Source organism: Flavicella sp. IMCC45668 (assembly GCF_057219105.1).
The window spans coordinates 3,032,380-3,049,678 of the sequence record NZ_CM170114.1; the positions used below are offsets into that span (position 1 = coordinate 3,032,380).

General features: G+C 33.5%; 17 protein-coding genes. 10 read left to right on the top strand and 7 right to left on the bottom strand.

Features of this window, described 5'->3' with window-relative positions; genetic code table 11:
• The first annotated feature begins 147 nt into the window (after positions 1–147).
• The 8 genes from AC2DZ0_RS12250 (at position 148) to AC2DZ0_RS12285 (ending at position 7,287) form a co-directional block, all read left to right on the top strand.
• Entirely contained in the window at positions 148–444 is a 297-nt protein-coding gene (locus tag AC2DZ0_RS12250; RefSeq protein ID WP_484642076.1) for a TIGR03643 family protein, read from the top strand.
• Positions 441–1,556: an FAD-binding domain-containing protein gene (locus AC2DZ0_RS12255; RefSeq protein ID WP_484642077.1), complete on the top strand. Its 1,116-nt coding sequence runs from the start codon at positions 441–443 to the stop codon at positions 1,554–1,556. Before AC2DZ0_RS12250 ends, AC2DZ0_RS12255 begins: the two co-directional genes overlap by 4 nt.
• Positions 1,553–3,013, top strand: a complete 1,461-nt coding sequence (locus AC2DZ0_RS12260) for a cryptochrome/deoxyribodipyrimidine photo-lyase family protein (protein WP_484642078.1) — start codon at positions 1,553–1,555, stop codon at positions 3,011–3,013. Before AC2DZ0_RS12255 ends, AC2DZ0_RS12260 begins: the two co-directional genes overlap by 4 nt.
• Entirely contained in the window at positions 3,010–3,144 is a 135-nt protein-coding gene (locus tag AC2DZ0_RS12265) for a DUF2256 domain-containing protein (protein ID WP_484490345.1), read from the top strand. Before AC2DZ0_RS12260 ends, AC2DZ0_RS12265 begins: the two co-directional genes overlap by 4 nt.
• Complete coding sequence (locus AC2DZ0_RS12270; protein ID WP_484642080.1) at positions 3,141–4,625, top strand: cryptochrome/photolyase family protein; 1,485 nt, start codon at positions 3,141–3,143, stop codon at positions 4,623–4,625. Before AC2DZ0_RS12265 ends, AC2DZ0_RS12270 begins: the two co-directional genes overlap by 4 nt.
• A 6-nt stretch (positions 4,626–4,631) precedes the next feature.
• Positions 4,632–5,054 (top strand): hypothetical protein, encoded by a 423-nt coding sequence (locus AC2DZ0_RS12275; protein ID WP_484490347.1) that lies wholly within the window; start codon positions 4,632–4,634, stop codon positions 5,052–5,054.
• Between the two features lie 42 nt (positions 5,055–5,096).
• The gene (locus tag AC2DZ0_RS12280; protein WP_484642082.1) at positions 5,097–6,335 is read left to right on the top strand and encodes an FAD-dependent oxidoreductase; all 1,239 of its coding nucleotides are present in this window, start codon (positions 5,097–5,099) and stop codon (positions 6,333–6,335) included.
• Positions 6,336–6,444: 109 nt separating this feature from the next.
• Positions 6,445–7,287: a DMT family transporter gene (locus AC2DZ0_RS12285; RefSeq protein ID WP_484642084.1), complete on the top strand. Its 843-nt coding sequence runs from the start codon at positions 6,445–6,447 to the stop codon at positions 7,285–7,287.
• Here the strand turns inward: AC2DZ0_RS12285 and AC2DZ0_RS12290 are convergent.
• Complete coding sequence (locus tag AC2DZ0_RS12290) at positions 7,284–8,822, bottom strand: YifB family Mg chelatase-like AAA ATPase (RefSeq protein ID WP_484490350.1); 1,539 nt, start codon at positions 8,820–8,822, stop codon at positions 7,284–7,286. The two genes, AC2DZ0_RS12285 and AC2DZ0_RS12290, sit on opposite strands and share 4 nt — an antisense overlap.
• Before the next feature lie 207 nt (positions 8,823–9,029).
• Between AC2DZ0_RS12290 and AC2DZ0_RS12295 the strand changes: the two genes are divergently transcribed.
• A complete protein-coding gene (locus AC2DZ0_RS12295) occupies positions 9,030–10,064 on the top strand; it encodes a LacI family DNA-binding transcriptional regulator (RefSeq protein WP_484642086.1) in 1,035 nt (344 codons plus the stop codon).
• Between the two features lie 102 nt (positions 10,065–10,166).
• Here AC2DZ0_RS12295 and AC2DZ0_RS12300 read toward each other — a convergent pair whose 3' ends face one another.
• The 6 genes from AC2DZ0_RS12300 to AC2DZ0_RS12325 form a co-directional block, all read right to left on the bottom strand.
• On the bottom strand, positions 10,167–11,138 hold the full coding sequence (locus tag AC2DZ0_RS12300) for a transketolase family protein (protein ID WP_484642088.1): 972 nt from the start codon (positions 11,136–11,138) through the stop codon (positions 10,167–10,169).
• Between the two features lie 9 nt (positions 11,139–11,147).
• A complete protein-coding gene (locus AC2DZ0_RS12305; protein ID WP_484642090.1) occupies positions 11,148–11,993 on the bottom strand; it encodes a transketolase in 846 nt (281 codons plus the stop codon).
• Position 11,994: 1 nt separating this feature from the next.
• Positions 11,995–12,648: a fructose-6-phosphate aldolase gene (gene fsa, locus AC2DZ0_RS12310; RefSeq protein ID WP_484642092.1), complete on the bottom strand. Its 654-nt coding sequence runs from the start codon at positions 12,646–12,648 to the stop codon at positions 11,995–11,997.
• Positions 12,649–12,697: 49 nt separating this feature from the next.
• Positions 12,698–14,122, bottom strand: coding sequence for a D-xylose transporter XylE (gene xylE, locus AC2DZ0_RS12315; protein ID WP_484490355.1), 1,425 nt, complete (start codon positions 14,120–14,122; stop codon positions 12,698–12,700).
• A 78-nt stretch (positions 14,123–14,200) separates the two neighbouring features.
• Positions 14,201–15,532 (bottom strand): xylose isomerase, encoded by a 1,332-nt coding sequence (gene xylA / locus AC2DZ0_RS12320; protein WP_484490356.1) that lies wholly within the window; start codon positions 15,530–15,532, stop codon positions 14,201–14,203.
• A gap of 18 nt (positions 15,533–15,550) precedes the next feature.
• Positions 15,551–17,035, bottom strand: coding sequence for a xylulokinase (locus tag AC2DZ0_RS12325; protein WP_484642094.1), 1,485 nt, complete (start codon positions 17,033–17,035; stop codon positions 15,551–15,553).
• Here AC2DZ0_RS12325 and AC2DZ0_RS12330 point away from each other — a divergent pair.
• Positions 17,035–17,208 carry a hypothetical protein gene (locus AC2DZ0_RS12330; RefSeq protein ID WP_484642096.1) on the top strand — a complete coding sequence of 58 codons (174 nt, stop codon included), beginning with the start codon at positions 17,035–17,037 and terminating at the stop codon, positions 17,206–17,208. The genes AC2DZ0_RS12325 and AC2DZ0_RS12330 overlap by 1 nt on opposite strands.
• Positions 17,209–17,299: the final 91 nt, after the last annotated feature.

Genomic DNA, 17,299 nt, shown 5'->3' on the forward strand with positions numbered 1-17,299 from the left:
TTGATTAAAAATTACAAGTGTTACTTTTTTTTGTTCTTCTGAGGTTCCTGTCTTTTTATAAATTAATAACAGCTGTTTTTTTGTTTATCAAAAATGTTATTTAATTAAACAAAAATATTTATCTTTATAATATAATTCAAGAGAGATATGAATTTACAAGATGAACATAAATTGAGCGACAGAGAATTTGATAGAATTATAGAAATGGCATGGGAGGATAGAACTCCTTTTGAAGCTATTTATTTTCAGTTCAAACTTCAAGAAAAAGAGGTTGTTAAAATAATGCGTTCTTATTTAAAAGAAAGCAGTTTTAAAAGATGGAGAAAGAGAGTGCATAGTGGTGTTAGTAGTAAACATTTAAAGAAAAGGTCTTCAGAAATGAAGCGGTTTAAATGTTCAAGACAACGTTTTATTTCGAGTAATAAAATATCCAAGCGATCATGAAAAAAAGTGGCGTAAAAAAAATAATTTTCCCTACCGATTTTAAGTCTATTTTAGATAGAGTAGAAGCGATCGATCCTATTTCCTATGGTGAAACGCGAAACTATGTAAACGGAGCAGTTAGTTATATTTCACCGTATATTTCTCGAGGAGTAATTTCAACGAAATTTGTTTATCAAGAGTTGTTGAAGCGTGAACTTCCGGTTGAAAGGGTTATGAAATTTATCCAAGAATTGGCGTGGAGAGATTATTGGCAACAGGTTTGGAAAGATAAAGAAGATGGTATCAACTATGATATGAAGACTCCACAAACAGATGTAGTTTCATATGGTATTTCATCGGCACTACATACAGCTAAAACGGGTATAAATGTGATTGATAAGGCTATTTCAGATTTATATAAAACGGGATATTTGCATAATCATGTACGTATGTATATTGCATCGATTGCTTGTAATGTTGGAAAAAATTATTGGAAAAAACCGGCACAATGGATGTATTATCATTTATTAGACGCGGATTGGGCAAGTAATGCTTTAAGTTGGCAATGGGTGGCAGGTTCGAATAGTAAAAAGAAATATTTTGCGAATCAGGAGAATATTAATACTTTTTGCTTTGATGATCAAAAACAAAGTTTTTTAGATGTATCCTATGAAGATTTTGACAACTTATCAATACCTGAAGTGTTACTTACAAGTACTATTTTAAGGTTAAGGACTCCCTTACCAGAAAATAAAAAAATTGTTTTAAATCCTAAGTTGCCAACTCTGATCTATAATTTTTACAATTTAGATCCTCTTTGGAAAAAAGAATTGACCTTAAATAGGATTTTACTCCTAGAACCATCAGTGTTTAAAAAATACCCAATATCTCAGAAAACTTTAGATTTTGTGTTGTCTTTAGCTCAGAATATTTCTGGAATACAAATTTATGTAGGAGAGTTTGATGCTCTTGTAACAGAATATAATTTGGAAAAAATAAGATTTAAAGAACATCCTCTAAATAAACATTATAAAGGAATCAAAGAAGAAAGAGATTGGATGTTTTCTGTGAAAGGCTATTATCCATCATTTTTTGCTTTTTGGAAAAAATGTAAAAAGGAATTAAGCTATTGAAAAAGCAAAAGATAAATATAGTATGGTTAAAGCGGGATCTTAGACATCAAGATCATGATGCGTTGTATGCGGCGGAAGAACAAAAGATCCCTTATTTGGTAATTTTTGTTTTTGAACCGAGTTGTATGAGACAGCAAGATACAAGTCTTAGACATCTACAATTTCAGTATCATTCTATTTTAACCTTAAATGATAAGTTTAAAGAGTATGGAAGGAGAGTTGAGGTGTTTGAAGCAGAGGCGTTGCAAGTATTTGAATTTTTAAATTCTAAGTATGCTATTCATCAAATTTTTAGTTACCAAGAAAGTGGTACTCAGTTTACTTGGAATAGAGATAAGAATGTGAAAGTTTTTTGTGATATTCAACATATTTTATGGAAGGAGTTTCAGCGAGATGGAATTATTAGGGGAATAAAAAACAGAAATCAATGGACAGAGAAATGGCATGCTACCATGCACGCTCCCATAAAGGTGAATAAATATTCAATTTCGGTATTGAAATTGCTTGAGCATCCTTTTCCTTTATCACCAAAGTTACTTTCTGAATTGAAAAATTATTCAAAGGATTTGCAACCAGCTGGAGAAGATTTTGCATGGAAGTATCTTTATTCTTTTGTTGCCAAACGAGGGTTTGATTATCATAAAAATATATCTAAACCAACAGAAAGTAGAGTCTCTTGCAGCAGACTATCTCCCTATTTAGCATGGGGTAATATAAGTGTAAAACAAGTTTTTCAATTTGTAGGGACACATCCAAATGGAACCGCAAATGACAGGGCTTTCTCAGGTATGTTAACCAGGTTGCATTGGCATTGTCATTTTATGCAAAAATTTGAAGTTGCTTGTTTTTATGAAACACATTGCATAAATATTGGCTATGAATTATTAGAACATAAAAAAAATGATTTTTATGTAAAATCATGGGAAGATGGAACGACAGGATATCCATTAGTAGATGCTTGTATGCGAGCATTAAAAAAAACGGGTTGGATAAATTTTAGGATGCGAGCCATGGTGGTTTCTTTTTTGACTATGAATTTAGACCAAGATTGGAGGTTAGGTGTTTATTATTTGGCGAGATTGTTTTTAGATTACGAGCCTGGTATTCATTACCCTCAATTTCAGATGCAAGCGGGAACCACAGGTGTTAACACGGTTAGGCTGTATAATCCGGTAAAAAACTCCAAAGAGCTAGATCCTAAAGGTGTTTTTATAAAAAAGTGGGTGCCAGAATTAAAAAATATCCCAGAGGCCTATATTCATGAACCATGGAATATGAGCATGATGGAACAAATGTTTTGTGAGGTTCGTATTGGAGCAGATTATCCGATGCCAATAGTTGACTTAAAAGTAAGTTCAAATGCTGCTAGAGAAAAAATATGGAACCATAAAAAACATCCAATGGTTCAATCTGAGAGAGTTAAGATTTTGGAGGTTCATGTGAATAAAAGAATATGAAAAAACATCATTTGCCATCAAAGATATGTAAGGTTTGTAATCGTCCTTTCTCATGGAGAAAAAAATGGTCAAAACACTGGGATGATGTTCTTTATTGCAGTGAGCGTTGTAAACGAAATAAAAAGAAATGAAAGAAATAAATTTAGTATTTCCGCATCAATTATTTGAAGATTCTGTTTTGATAAATAATCAAGCTCAATTCTACCTTGTAGAAGAGTTTTTGTTTTTTAATCAGTACTCATTTCACAAACAAAAAATTGCATTTCACAGAGCTTCAATGAAACAATATCAGGTGTTTTTGAAATCAAAAAACTGTAAGGTTACCTATATAGAATCTAGTGATAGAAATGCAGATGTTCGAAATTTGATTGAGGCTATAAAGCAAGAAGGGATTTCTTTAATTAACTACATAGATCCTACAGATGATTGGCTTCAAAAAAGATTGATTAATCAATGTGAGTATTATAAAATTGAACGTAAAGTATATGATTCTCCTTTGTTTATAAATACAGATGAAGAATTGAAGTTATTCTTTAAAAAAGATAAGAAAAAATTCCACCAAACTACTTTTTACACACAGCAAAGAAAGAAAATGAATATTTTATTGGATTCCATTGGAAAGCCAATGGGTGGTAAATGGACTTTTGATAGTGATAATAGAAAGAAATACCCTGCAAAAAAAACACCTCCAATAGTCATGTATCCAGATAGTAATCGTTTTCATAAGGAGGCAACTAACTATGTGGAAGATAATTTTTCTTCAAACTTAGGCGAATTAACAGAGTATGTAGCTTATCCTACAAGTTATAAGGAATCTGAGATCTGGTTTCAGCAATTTTTGGAAAACAGATTTTTAGAGTTTGGCCCCTATGAAGATGCTATTGTTTCAGATAATTCCATTTTAAATCACAGTGTATTAAGCCCTATGTTAAATACAGGCTTGTTGAGCCCCAAAAAAATTATTGAACAAAGCGTTTCTTTTGGGATAAAAAATGATATACCAATTAATTCTATAGAGGGGTTTGTAAGACAAATTATAGGATGGAGGGAGTTCATTAGAGGAATTTATATTGCCAAAGGAACTGAAGAACGAACGAGAAATTTTTGGAATTTTAATAAAAAAATTCCCGATTCGTTTTATAGTGGAAATACCGGGATTCCACCTGTAGATCAAACGATTAAAAAACTTTTAAAAACAGGCTATTGTCATCATATTGAGCGGCTCATGGTTTTGGGGAATTTTATGCTCTTGTGTGAATTTGATCCTGATGAAGTTTATAAATGGTTTATGGAATTATTTATTGATAGCTATGACTGGGTTATGGTGCCAAATATATATGGGATGAGTCAGTTTGCTGATGGAGGTTTAATGTCTACAAAGCCATATATAAGTGGAAGTAACTATTTGATGAAAATGAGCAATTATAAAAAAGGACCATGGCAAAAAATATGGGATGGACTTTTTTGGAGGTTTATGGATACGCATCGAGCATTTTTTGTTAAAAATCCAAGGTTACGGATGCTAGTGGCGATGTTTGATAAAATGCCTGAGGAGAAAAGAAATGAGCATTTAAAAATTGCAGGAGAATATTTAGGAACCTTAAAAGAATAAAGAGAGATGGTTTTTGACACAACTTATAGAAATGACGAATTTGACGAGGAAAGCGTGCGTTTGGTAGGCAAACCTTTCTCCTTTTTACAGAGAGTAAAAATGGGAGGGATTGGTTCTTCAAGATTTATGATAGCTTCTTTAAGTTCAAATTTAGATTTAGGAAAACTTCAATTCTCTGAAATAGATTATGGAAATATAGAATTACGTCCTAATGGAATTATTGTGCATTATTCAAGAAAATTGGAGCGATTTAGTTGGGTAGTTCCTTATTATAAATTAGTTGTTTACAGTACAAGTAATTTTAGTATTCATGCCGATGGAAATTTTGTAAAGTTTTTAAAAAATAATAATTATAAAGCGAATAGAAAATTTATTTCTAAAATGATGAACTTAAAAATTTTGTCGCTGAAATTAGAATATTATGGGTAATCTTTTTAGTGTGTTGAGAAATTTTGTAACTTATTGATGCTTATGAAAAAGAAAATTCACATTATTGGAGGTGGAATAAGTGGACTTATTGCTGCCTTAGTTTTAGAAAATCATGGATATCATCCTGTTTTAATTGAGTCTAGTGATCGTCCTGGTGGAAGAATTAAAACAGATAAAGTCAAAGGTTATCAATTAGATCGCGGATTTCAGGTATTGTTAACAGCTTATCCCGCAGCAAAAAAATATTTGGATTATGATGATTTAGATTTACAACATTTTATTCCCGGTTCCGCAATTTTTAAGGGCAAGTCAAAAAAAATTATTGGAGATCCATTTAGGAATTTTAGCTTGTTACTACCAACTCTTTTTTCAGGGATTGGCTCTGTTTCTGATAAATTGAAAATATTAAAATTAAACAACATTTTGAAAAAGATATCTATCAATGATATTTTTTTAAAAGAGGAAAAAACAACTTTACAATATTTAAAGGATTTCGGGTTTTCTGATCAAATTATTTTTGATTTTTTTAAACCATTCTTTCGTGGAATTTTTTTAGAAACGGAATTACATACTTCTAGTAGAATGTTTGAGTTTGTCTATAAAATGTTTGCAGAAGGAAATGCTGCGTTGCCTAAGTCGGGAATAGAAGCGATTCCTAAACAGTTGTTCTCTAGGTTGAAGGATACAGAGTTTTTATTCAAAACAATGGTTACATCTATTGATTCAGGTAAAATAACACTTTCAAATGGAGGAATAATTGAAACGGATTATACAATAATTGCAGCAGATCCAGGTAGAATAATGCAAAGCCTGAACAAACAGCCCAAAAAATGGAAATCTTGCGATACGTTATATTTTGAAGCAGATAAGAGAAGCATTAAAAAACCATTGATCGGTTTGGTGGCCGAAGAATCTTGTTTGGTGAATAATGTATTTTATCCAACGAGTCAGTTGCAAACTGCCATTGGAGGAAAAGAATTATTATCTGTTACCATTGTTAAAAAACATAATTTATCAGTTTCAGAATTAATCGAAAAAGTAAAAAAGGAACTTGATGAATATTGTAATATTTCTTCTTTAAAATTTTTAAAACATTATTTTATTGAACATGCATTACCCGATTTAAAGAGGATAAAATACACGATTAAGCCGGAAAACACTAGGCTGACAAAAGATGTGTTTTTAGCGGGAGATACATTGTTAAACGGTTCATTAAATGCTGCTATTATCTCTGGTGAAAAGGCTGCATTAGGAGTTATAGAGGCAATTGAAAAAAGTTAATATAATTTATATGTGATGATTTTTTAATAATCTAACTTTCAGGATAGATACGTCGGTTTTTAGTACTATTTTTGACTTTTGATAGAATTAAATTTCAAAAGTTTCCTTGATGAAGAGTACAAAGTCGATTCTATATATGATATTTAGTGTAATTGCATTTTCATTAATGAATACAGTAGTAAAGTATTTAAATGATTTTAGTGCATACCAATTACTTTTTTTCAGATCTATTGGAACTCTTTTTTTTACAATTCCTCTTTTGTTAAAATCAAAAGTGTCTATTTTAGGGAATCATAAAATTTTATTACTCTCAAGAGGTTTGGCAGGTGTGATTTCCCTCACATGTTTTTTTCAGTCATTAAATTATTTAGCGTTAGGTACTGCTGTATCTTTAAGATACACGTCGCCTATATTTGCAGCAATTTTTGCTTTTTTGTTTTTAAAGGAGAAAATAAAACCGATCCAATGGTTTTTGTTTTTGGTTGCATTTTCTGGAGTTTTGGTGATCAAAGGTTTTGGAGGCAATGTTAATACCATTGGTCTAATGTTTATTTTAATGTCGGCTATTTCTCTTGGGTTGATTTTTGTTTTAATTAGAAAAATGGGAAATTCCGAACACCCTTTAGTAATTATCAATTATTTTATGGTAATGGCTTTTACGTTTGGAGGGCTAATGTCTATAAATATCTGGAAAAGTCCATCCTATCAGGAATGGGTAATGCTTTTGAGTTTAGGTGTGTTTGGTTATGTTGGACAGTTGTATTTAACAAAAGCATTTCAGTCTGATGAGACCAGTGTGATTGCTCCATTAAAATATTTGGAAGTTGTGTTTATGATCGCCATTGGTGCTTTATGGTTTGGTGAAATTTATAATTTATGGACTCTGTTAGGGGTTGTAATGATTATGGTCGGACTAATCTATAACGTATATTTAAAAAAGAGTAGGGCCTAACTTAACCAGCCTTCTCTATCTAAACTTCGGTATTGAATCGCTTCAGATATATGGTGAGATTGGATATTGGTTGCTCCTTCTAAATCTGCAATAGTTCTACTTACTTTTAAGATTCTATCATAGGCTCTTGCTGATAAATTTAATTTTTCCATGGCGTTTTTTAAAAGCTCTTTTGATTTGTTATCTAGAGCACAATATGTTCGAATTTGCTTCACAGACATTTGTGCATTGTAATGAGTATTCTTTAATTCTACAAATCTTTTAGTTTGTGTAATTCTTGCCCGTATCACTCGCTCTCTAATAGTAATGCTAGGTTCTCCAGTTCTAAGTTCTGTTAGTTTTTCAAAGGGTACAGGTGTAACCTCTACATGAATGTCAATTCTGTCTAAAAGAGGACCAGATATTTTTCCAAGGTACCGTTGCATCTCATGAGGTGAGGAACTCATTGGACTATCTGGATCATTAAAAAATCCACTTGGACTCGGATTCATACTCGCAACTAACATAAAGCTACTTGGGTAAGTTACGGTAAATCTTGCTCTTGAAATGGTAACTTCTCGGTCTTCTAAGGGCTGTCTCATTACTTCAAGAACAGTTCTTTTAAACTCTGGTAGTTCATCTAAAAATAGAACGCCATTATGGGATAGGGAAATTTCCCCAGGTTGAGGATATTGACCTCCACCGACTAAGGCGACGTCTGAAATGGTGTGATGAGGAGAACGGAATGGCCTTTCGTTCATCAAGCCAAAGTTGTCTTTTGTTTTTCCTGTTACAGAATGAATTTTTGTGGTTTCAAGGGCCTCTTCCATAGTCATAGGTGGTAGTATGCTAGGTAATCGTTTTGCTAGCATTGTCTTTCCTGATCCAGGTGGACCAATTAAAATAATATTATGTCCTCCCGCAGCAGCTATTTCCATACATCTTTTGATAGATTCTTGTCCTTTTACGTCGGAAAAATCAAACTCAGGATTGTCTAAGGTTTTGTTTATTTCTTCTTCTAAATTTATGCTAGTCTCTTTAAGGTTTGTCTTACCATCAATAAATGAAATTAATTCTGTTATATTTTCGATACCATAAACTTTAAGTCCAGAAACGATTGCTGCTTCTTTGGCATTTTGTTTTGGTAATATAAAGCCTTTGAAACCTTCTTTTTGTGCTTGAATCGCAATCGGCAAAGCCCCTTTAATCGGTTGCAAGCTTCCATCAAGAGAAAGTTCTCCCATGATGATAAATTCTTCTAAAAAATTTGAGCTAATTTGATTAGAGGCAGCTAAAATCCCAATAGCTAACGTTAAGTCATATGAAGAACCTTCTTTTCTCAAATCGGCTGGAGCCATATTAATGGTTATTTTTTTGCCAGGCAACTTGTAGCCTATGTTGTTTAAAGCAGCAGATATCCGATAACTACTTTCTCTAACCGCGTTGTCAGGGAGCCCTACTAAATGGTATCCAATTCCTTTGTCAATATTTACTTCTACAGTGATTGTGGTTGCTTCAATACCGAAAACGGCAGAGCCAAAAACTTTTGTTAGCATAGTGTATTATTTAGCAATTTTGTTTGCTCTTAAGTAGCATAACACTTATCACTTAAAAGCCCTTTTCTATTAAAGATAGCGAATTTTTAAGTCAAATAATAGAATGAAAATTAGAATTACTCATAAGGATTAGGTTTTTTAGAAAACATAAATCGTAATAAAAAACTAACTTAGCCACAGAATTAAATTATCCCAAAAAGCATATTCATGAATAAGAGAATAACTCTTAAAGAAATTGCCAAAGAATTCAAAGTCTCCATTGCAACGGTGTCAAAGGCCTTAAAAGACAGTCATGACATTAGTATTGCAATGCGTATTAAAATTCAAGAATACGCTAATGAAAAAGGCTATATGCCCAATATTTATGCTTTAGGATTAAAAAAGTCAAAGACTAAAACTATTGGACTCATTCTTCCTAATATTTTAAATAGATATTTTGCAAAAGTGTTTAGTGGGGTTGAACGGGTGGCAAATGAGTATGGTTATAATGTAATTATTTCTATTTCACATGACAGTTATGCTAAAGAGGTTGAAGCCACAAATTATTTTTTAAAAGGTACCGTAGATGGTTTTATTGTTTCTCTTGCAGAAGAGACTCAAAAATTACAACAATATGATCATTTTAAAGGAGCAAAAAAATATGGGGTAGACATGGTTATGATGGATAGGGTGACAGATGAAATTTTATGTGATAAAGTAATTGTGGATGATTTAAAAGCGGCCCATGAAGCTACTTCTTTTTTTATTGAAAATGGAAGAAAACATATAGTTATTGTCTCTATAATTAGTCATACCAGTGTTGGGAAACTCAGAATTCAGGGCTATAAAGATGCTTTAAAAGAAGCAAATATTTTGGTCGATGAGAACTTGATTTTAAGAATTGGAAAAAATGACGATTTAGAGACGCTTTTAAAAATTGTGCTTGGAAGTAGAAAAGTAGATGCCATATTGTGCTTAGAGGAATCTGCAACTATTGACACTTTGGAAATATTAAAGAAAAGTGGTTATGGAGTTCCGAAAGATATTTCCATTGTAGGGTTCACTAATGGGGAGTTAGCACAACATGCTACACCTAGGGTTACCACGGTTAGTCAGCATGGTGTATATATGGGAGAACAAGCGATGCGTTTTTTAATTGATAGATTGACTAAAGAAGAAGATGATGATGAGGTGAAACATCCGAGAATTAAAACCATAAAAACGAATATTATGGAAAGGGAGTCAACCATGCGAATTGATTAAAATAATTGCCTTTGGCATTATTAAAGTTTTAAGCATAAAAAAGCATTAACCTTATGTGATTTACATAGGATTAATGCTTTTGTGTAAAAAATAAAGGCTATGTTATTTTCTTTTTATAACCTTTTGAACAGCCTCTACGATAGCTTTGTCATTTAAGCCATATTTTTCCATCAATTGTGCAGGTGTACCAGATTCACCAAAGCTATCCTTAACAGCAACAAATTCTTGTGGAATTGGATTGTTTTTAGCTAAAACACCAGATATGCTTTCTCCTAAACCACCAATGTAATTGTGTTCTTCAGCGGTAACAATACAACCTGTTTTTGCTACAGATTCCAATACTGCATTAGCATCTAAAGGTTTAATCGTGTGCATGTTTAAAACTTCAGCAGAAATACCTAATTCTTCCAGTTTTTCAGAAGCTTGTAAAGCCTCCCAAACCAAATGACCTGTTGCAACAATAGTTACATCTGCACCTTCTGTTAACTTGATAGCCTTACCAATCACAAATTTATTTTCATGAGAGGTTTCAGTATACTTAGGCATGTAAATAGGTACAACTGGACGACCAAAACGTAAATAAACAGGTCCTTCATGTTCAGCAATTGCAATAGTAGCTGCTTCCGTTTGGTTGTAGTCACAGGTATTGATAACGGTCATACCTGGCAACATTTTCATCAAACCAATATCTTCTAAAATTTGGTGTGTTGCACCATCTTCACCCAAGGTCAATCCTGCATGTGATGCACATATTTTGACATTTTTATCTGAGTAAGCAACAGATTGACGAATTTGATCATAAACTCTACCAGTAGAGAAGTTTGCAAAAGTACCTGTAAATGGAATTTTTCCTCCAATGGTAAGTCCTGCAGCAATACCAATCATATTTGCTTCAGCAATTCCTATTTGGAAAAATCTGTTAGGGTTCTCTTCAATGAATTGATTCATTTTTAGTGAACCGATCAAATCAGCACATAAGGCTACCACGTTTGGATTCGTTCTTCCTAATTCTGCTAATCCTGCTCCAAATCCAGAACGAGTGTCTTTTGATTCTGTATATGTGTATTTTTTCATAATCGAATATTAATAATCTCCTAAAGTTTCAGGGTTTTGAGAAAGTCCATTAGCTAATTGTTCATCATTTGGGGCTTTCCCATGCCAAGCATGCGTATGCATCATAAAATCAACTCCGTTACCCATAATGGTATGCAGCAATATACATACTGGTTTTCCTTTACCTGTTCTGGACTTGGCGTCTTTAAGACCTTCTATAATTGCAGCGACGTCATTTCCTTTTTCTACGTGTAAAACATCCCAACCAAATGCTGTGAATTTTGCACCTAAATCTCCCATGTTTAAAACATGATCGGTAGATCCATCAATTTGTTGACCGTTAAAATCGATAGTTGCAATTAAATTATCAACGTTTTTAGCAGCTGCATACATAATAGCTTCCCAGTTTTGCCCTTCTTGTAGTTCTCCATCACCATGTAAGGTATATACTAAATGCGGGTCATTGTTTACCTTTTTAGCTTGAGCAGCTCCAAGAGCATTTGACAATCCTTGACCTAATGAACCAGATGCAATTCTCACTCCAGGCAATCCTTCATGAGTTGTAGGATGCCCTTGAAGACGTGAGTTTAATAGTCTAAATGTAGCCAATTCTGAAACTGGAAAATAGCCTCTGTGAGCGAGAACACTATAAAATACAGGAGATATGTGACCATTAGATAAGAAAAAAACATCTTCGTTGATTCCATCCATGTCGAATTCACCTTCCTTTAGTTCCATAATTTCGTTGTACAAAGCAACTAAAAACTCTGTACATCCTAAAGATCCTCCTGGGTGTCCAGAATTTACTTTATGAACCATTCTCAAAATATCTCTACGAGTTTGAGAAACAATATCGTTTAATTCTTGAATTTCCATATTAGTTTCCTTTGGCGTAATCTTCTAAGAATTTTGCCAACCCACTATCTGTTAAAGGGTGTTTTAATAATCCTTCAATTGCAGATAAAGGCCCCGTCATAACATCAGCTCCTAATTTTGCACAATTCATAATGTGCATTGTATGTCTTACAGAAGCCGCTAAAATTTCTGTTTGGAAACCATAGTTGTCATAGATGTGTCTGATTTCTTCAATCAATCCCATTCCGTCTGTAGAGATATCATCTAATCTCCCGATAAACGGAGATACATAAGTTGCTCCAGCTTTTGCCGCTAATAATGCTTGTCCGGCAGAGAAAACTAAAGTAACGTTAGTTCTTATTCCTTTTGAAGAAAAATATTTACAAGCTTTTACACCGTCTTTGATCATTGGTAATTTAACTACAATCTGAGGGTGTAAGGCAGCAAGTGCTTCTCCTTCTTTAACCATACCTTCAAAGTCTGTTGAAATAACTTCAGCAGAAACATCTCCGTCTACGGCTTCACATATATCTAAATAGTGTTGTAATTGGTTTTCTTGACCTGTAATCCCTTCCTTAGCCATCAATGATGGATTTGTAGTTACTCCGTCTAAAACTCCTAAATCTTGTGCTTCTTTAATTTGTTCAAGATTTGCTGTATCGATAAAAAATTTCATTGTAATTCTATTTAATTGTTTTGGTTTGTTTTCAAACCGATGATTTAATTTATTGTTTTTTGTCCCAAAGACTTTCCATTTCTTCCAGAGTTTTACCTTTAGTTTCTGGTACATATTTTAAAATGAACAATGCTGCTAAAACACTCATAATTCCATAAATCCAGTAGGCAAATCCATGATTGAATTTTTCTGTTAGGTAAGAATTATCATTCATCATAGGGAAGGTTAAGGATACTAAATAATTAGAAATCCATTGAGCCGCCACGGCAACAGCCAAAGCTCTACCTCTAATTTTATTTGGGAAGATTTCTGCCAATAATACCCAAGCAACAGGTCCCCAACTTACTGCAAAACTTGCAACATATAACATCATGCAAAAAAGAGCAATGTATCCAGATGCTTCAGCGAAGAAAACAAATCCTAAAGAAAGCATTGCGACTGCCATACCTACAGCTCCAATAATCATAAGAGGCTTTCTACCGTATTTGTCAACCGTTTTTACTGCAATAATTGTAAATAAGAAATTAACAATTCCTACGATTATTGTCATTAACAAAGCACTATCAGTTCCTGATGAGATTGTTTTAAAAATTTCTGGTGCATAATAAAGAACCACATTGATTCCAACAAATTGTTGAAAAACAGATATCAAAACTCCAATAATAATAACCAACCAACCGAAAGACAATATATGTCCGCTTGTCTTTTCGTTCATTGAGATTTTTATTTCTTCAAGAATTGAGTTCCCTTCTTTTTCTCCATTAACTTTAATTAGTACATCCAAAGCTTCTTCAGGTTTGTTGCGTAGCATTAAAGATCTTGGGGTATCCGGAACTAAGAATAAAAATCCAAGAAACAAACCTGCTGGAATTACCTCTGAAGCAAACATCCATCTCCAACCAATCGCATTCAACCACTCATCAGAACCACCTGCTCTAGATATGAAATAGTTTACAAAGTATACTACCATAAAACCTCCAACGATAGCAAGTTGGTTAAAAGAAACCAATTTACCTCTACTGTCGGCAGGTGCAATTTCTGCAATGTACAATGGTGAAAGCATAGAGGCAAGTCCTACTCCAATTCCTCCAATAATTCTATAAATGATAAAAACAGTAGACAAAGTATGATCTCCTTCTCCAATAGGAGAGATTAACATTTCTGGCATTGCAGAACCTAAAGCAGAAATTAAAAACAAAACTGCAGCAAGGATCAATCCCTTTTTTCTTCCTAGTTTTTTACTGATAACACCACCAAAAACACCACCGATTACGCAACCAATTAAGGCACTAGAAACTAAAAATCCCTTAAAGGCACTTGCGGCTGTTTCACTTAATCCTTTTGGGATTACGAAAAAGTGATCTAATGAACCTACCGTTCCAGAGATTACACCCGTGTCATAACCAAATAAAAGACCACCCAAAGTGGCTACTAATGTTAGTTTTAAAAGATAGCTAGAATTTGCTTTATCCATGTGTTTTGAAGTTTAAGTTATAAGTAAAGTATAAAAAAACAGGGTGTTTGATAATTCGAACACCCTGTTGTATAGTTGTTAAATGTTTTCGTTTACAATATTTTCAAATAGTTCTTGTTTACCACTGATGCTTGGTAATTCACCATTTTCTTTTGCTATTGAATAAAGATCTTCGAAAGATAATTTCCCTTCTTCGAATTCTTTTCCTTTTCCTGAGTCGAATGAACTGTAACGATTTTCTCTTAAATCATTGTATTTCGATTCTCTCATGATTTTGTCAGCAATAATTAATCCTCTAGCAAAAGTGTCTGCTCCACCAATGTGAGCTAAGAAAACATCCTCTAAGTCTGTTGAGTTTCTTCTGATTTTGGCATCAAAATTAACTCCTCCTCCTTGTAATCCACCAGCTTGTAAGAATACCAACATTGCCTCAGCAGTTTCTTGAATGTTGTTTGGGAATTGATCTGTATCCCAACCATTTTGGTAATCACCTCTGTTCGCATCAATACTACCTAACATACCTGCTTGAGCAGCTACATCCATTTCGTGTTGCATTGTATGGCTCGCTAAAGTTGCATGGTTTACTTCTAAGTTGATTTTAAAGTCATCTTGTAAGTTGTGCTTGTTTAAGAATCCAACTACGGTTGCAGCATCAAAATCATATTGGTGTTTTGTAGGTTCCATAGGTTTAGGTTCGATAAAGAAATTTCCTTTAAATCCTTTTCCTCTAGCATAATCTTTGGCCAAACCTAAAAATTGTCCCATATGGTTTAATTCACGTCCCATGTCCGTATTTAATAAAGACATATATCCTTCACGTCCACCCCAGAATACGTAGTTTTCACCACCTAATTCCATGGTAGCGTCTAAAGCTAATTTTATTTGACCACCTGCTCGTGCTACAACATCAAAATTTGGATTTGTAGAAGCACCATTCATGTATCTTGGGTTAGAGAAACAGTTTGCAGTTCCCCATAATAATTTAACACCAGAAGCTGCTTGTTTTTCTTTTAAGTAAGCAACAATTTCTTTTAATCGTGCTTCAGACTCTTCAAAAGTTGCCCCTTCTTGAATTAAATCAAAATCATGGAAACAGTAGTAGTCAAATCCCATCTTTGTAATAAACTCAAAAGCTGCATCTGCTTTGTCTTTTGCTGCTTGTACAGGGTCTGCATTTTGATCCCATTCAAAGCTTTGCGTACCAGGTCCAAATGGATCAGAACCTTGCCCGCAGAAAGTATGCCAGTATGCGATAGAAAACTTAAAGTGTTCTCTCATTGTTTTACCAGCAATAATTTGGTCTGGATTGTAGTATTTGTAAGCTAAAGGGTTTTTTGAATCTTTCCCTTCAAATTTAATTTCTCCAATTCCTTTGAAGTACTCTTTACTTCCGATTGTTAACTTAGACATATGATATAATTTATTTTGTTATTTTTTTTTAAGTAAATTTTCTAATTCTTCTTTCCAAGCATTGTAGGCTTCTACATATGGAGTTTTGTTTTTTAATGGCATGTAAGTCATAACATGGTCATTTTGTGTAATGTTATCCCCAAATTTTTTGAAATCTCCATCTGTCAATCCTGCCGCTCTTGCTGCTCCAACAGATCCTGTTGTATTATAGATTTCAATTTCATGGCCTATTAGAGTGGCTACCGTGTTCGAGAATATTTCAGAACGGAAAAGGTTGTCATTTCCAGCTCTAATAACATTGATTACTGCGTTGTCATTTTTCAATATATCCATACCATAAACAAAAGAGAATGCAATACCTTCTAGTGCTGCACGATACATATGACCATCTGAATGTTTATTGAAATTTAAGTTGCAGTAGTGAGAACCTACATTTTTATTATTTAAAATTCTTTCAGCTCCATTTCCGAAAGGTATTACTACAAGTCCCTCAGAACCAACAGGTACTTCACCTGCCTTATTGTTCATTTCTTCATACGTTTCTGCCGCAAGGTTATCTTTCATCCAGCGGTATTGTATTCCAGAACCATTGATACACATTAGTTTCCCTAAGATTTGATTGTCTTTAGAGTAATTTACATGTGCGAAATTGTTTATTCTAGAAGATTCTTTCGATTTTTTAGAATTTGTCACCGCATAAATAACTCCGGAAGTACCTCCTGTTGCAGCTACCTCTCCATGGTTAAATACATTTAATGAAAGTGCATTGTTAGGTTGGTCTCCTGCTCGATAATTTACTGTAGCGCCAACAGGTATACCAGATTCCTCAGCTCCTTTTTGGTTAACAGCTCCTTGATTGCTAAAATTTTCAACAATATCAGGCGTTAATGATGGATCAATACCATAGTTTTCTAGAAGAAAATTAGCTACCGAATCTGCTTCATAATCCCATAGTATCCCTTCGGATAAACCATTTTTTGTAGTATTAAAAACTCCTGTTAATTTGTAGGCGATATAATCTCCAGGTAACATGTACTTGTAGATCTTGTCATAGGTTTCTTTCTCGTTGTCAAGAACCCACTTTAATTTGGATGCGGTGAAATTTCCAGGCGAGTTCAATAGTTTTGTAGCACAAACATCTTCACCGATTGTTTCAAAAGCTTTATTCCCAATTTCTATGGCACGACTATCACACCAAATAATTGAGTCTCTTAATGGAGCTCCGTTTTTATCAACAACAACTAAACCATGCATTTGGTAAGAAATACCGATTCCAGTTATTTTGCTAGCATCAATTTTAGATTCCTTAATTGCTCTTTTTGAAGCGATACATGCATACTTCCACCAAGTATCCGGGTTTTGTTCTGCCCAATCTGCATGAATAGCATTAATTTCCATTTCGCTTTTTGGTTCGTGAACTGCTGCTAGATTTTCTCCGGTATTAGCGTTTACAATCGCAACTTTTACAGAAGAACTTCCTATGTCAAATCCTATATAATACAATGCTGTTATTTTTAAAAGTTAGTGAGTCAAAATTAGAGCATACCGAAGTTTTATTCAATAAAGAAGCTGGAATTGATAGGTTTGGTGATGTTCCTGTAAGAAATATTAATGTGTATATAACCCTCTTTTTTATTGGTGTTTTAGGTTGTTTCGAGTTTTACTTAAACCTTTAAGTAGAATAATGGTTGTGCTAAGGTATTGGCTTTACTGTGTAAAATAGCATTGTCGATAAAAATGAATAGATTTGCGTTAAATACTTTTATG

Bases quoted from the DNA above. Each gene is read 5' to 3' on its own strand.
- AC2DZ0_RS12250 (WP_484642076.1), top strand. From the start codon at position 148: ATGAATTTACAAGATGAACATAAATTGAGCGACAGAGAATTTGATAGA.
- AC2DZ0_RS12255 (WP_484642077.1), top strand. From the start codon at position 441: ATGAAAAAAAGTGGCGTAAAAAAAATAATTTTCCCTACCGATTTTAAG.
- AC2DZ0_RS12265 (WP_484490345.1), top strand. From the start codon at position 3,010: ATGAAAAAACATCATTTGCCATCAAAGATATGTAAGGTTTGTAATCGT.
- AC2DZ0_RS12270 (WP_484642080.1), top strand. From the start codon at position 3,141: ATGAAAGAAATAAATTTAGTATTTCCGCATCAATTATTTGAAGATTCT.
- AC2DZ0_RS12275 (WP_484490347.1), top strand. From the start codon at position 4,632: ATGGTTTTTGACACAACTTATAGAAATGACGAATTTGACGAGGAAAGC.
- AC2DZ0_RS12280 (WP_484642082.1), top strand. From the start codon at position 5,097: ATGAAAAAGAAAATTCACATTATTGGAGGTGGAATAAGTGGACTTATT.
- AC2DZ0_RS12285 (WP_484642084.1), top strand. From the start codon at position 6,445: ATGAAGAGTACAAAGTCGATTCTATATATGATATTTAGTGTAATTGCA.
- AC2DZ0_RS12290 (WP_484490350.1), bottom strand. From the start codon at position 8,822: ATGCTAACAAAAGTTTTTGGCTCTGCCGTTTTCGGTATTGAAGCAACC.
- AC2DZ0_RS12295 (WP_484642086.1), top strand. From the start codon at position 9,030: ATGAATAAGAGAATAACTCTTAAAGAAATTGCCAAAGAATTCAAAGTC.
- AC2DZ0_RS12300 (WP_484642088.1), bottom strand. From the start codon at position 11,138: ATGAAAAAATACACATATACAGAATCAAAAGACACTCGTTCTGGATTT.
- AC2DZ0_RS12305 (WP_484642090.1), bottom strand. From the start codon at position 11,993: ATGGAAATTCAAGAATTAAACGATATTGTTTCTCAAACTCGTAGAGAT.
- fsa (WP_484642092.1), bottom strand. From the start codon at position 12,648: ATGAAATTTTTTATCGATACAGCAAATCTTGAACAAATTAAAGAAGCA.
- xylE (WP_484490355.1), bottom strand. From the start codon at position 14,122: ATGGATAAAGCAAATTCTAGCTATCTTTTAAAACTAACATTAGTAGCC.
- xylA (WP_484490356.1), bottom strand. From the start codon at position 15,532: ATGTCTAAGTTAACAATCGGAAGTAAAGAGTACTTCAAAGGAATTGGA.
- AC2DZ0_RS12330 (WP_484642096.1), top strand. From the start codon at position 17,035: ATGCTGTTATTTTTAAAAGTTAGTGAGTCAAAATTAGAGCATACCGAA.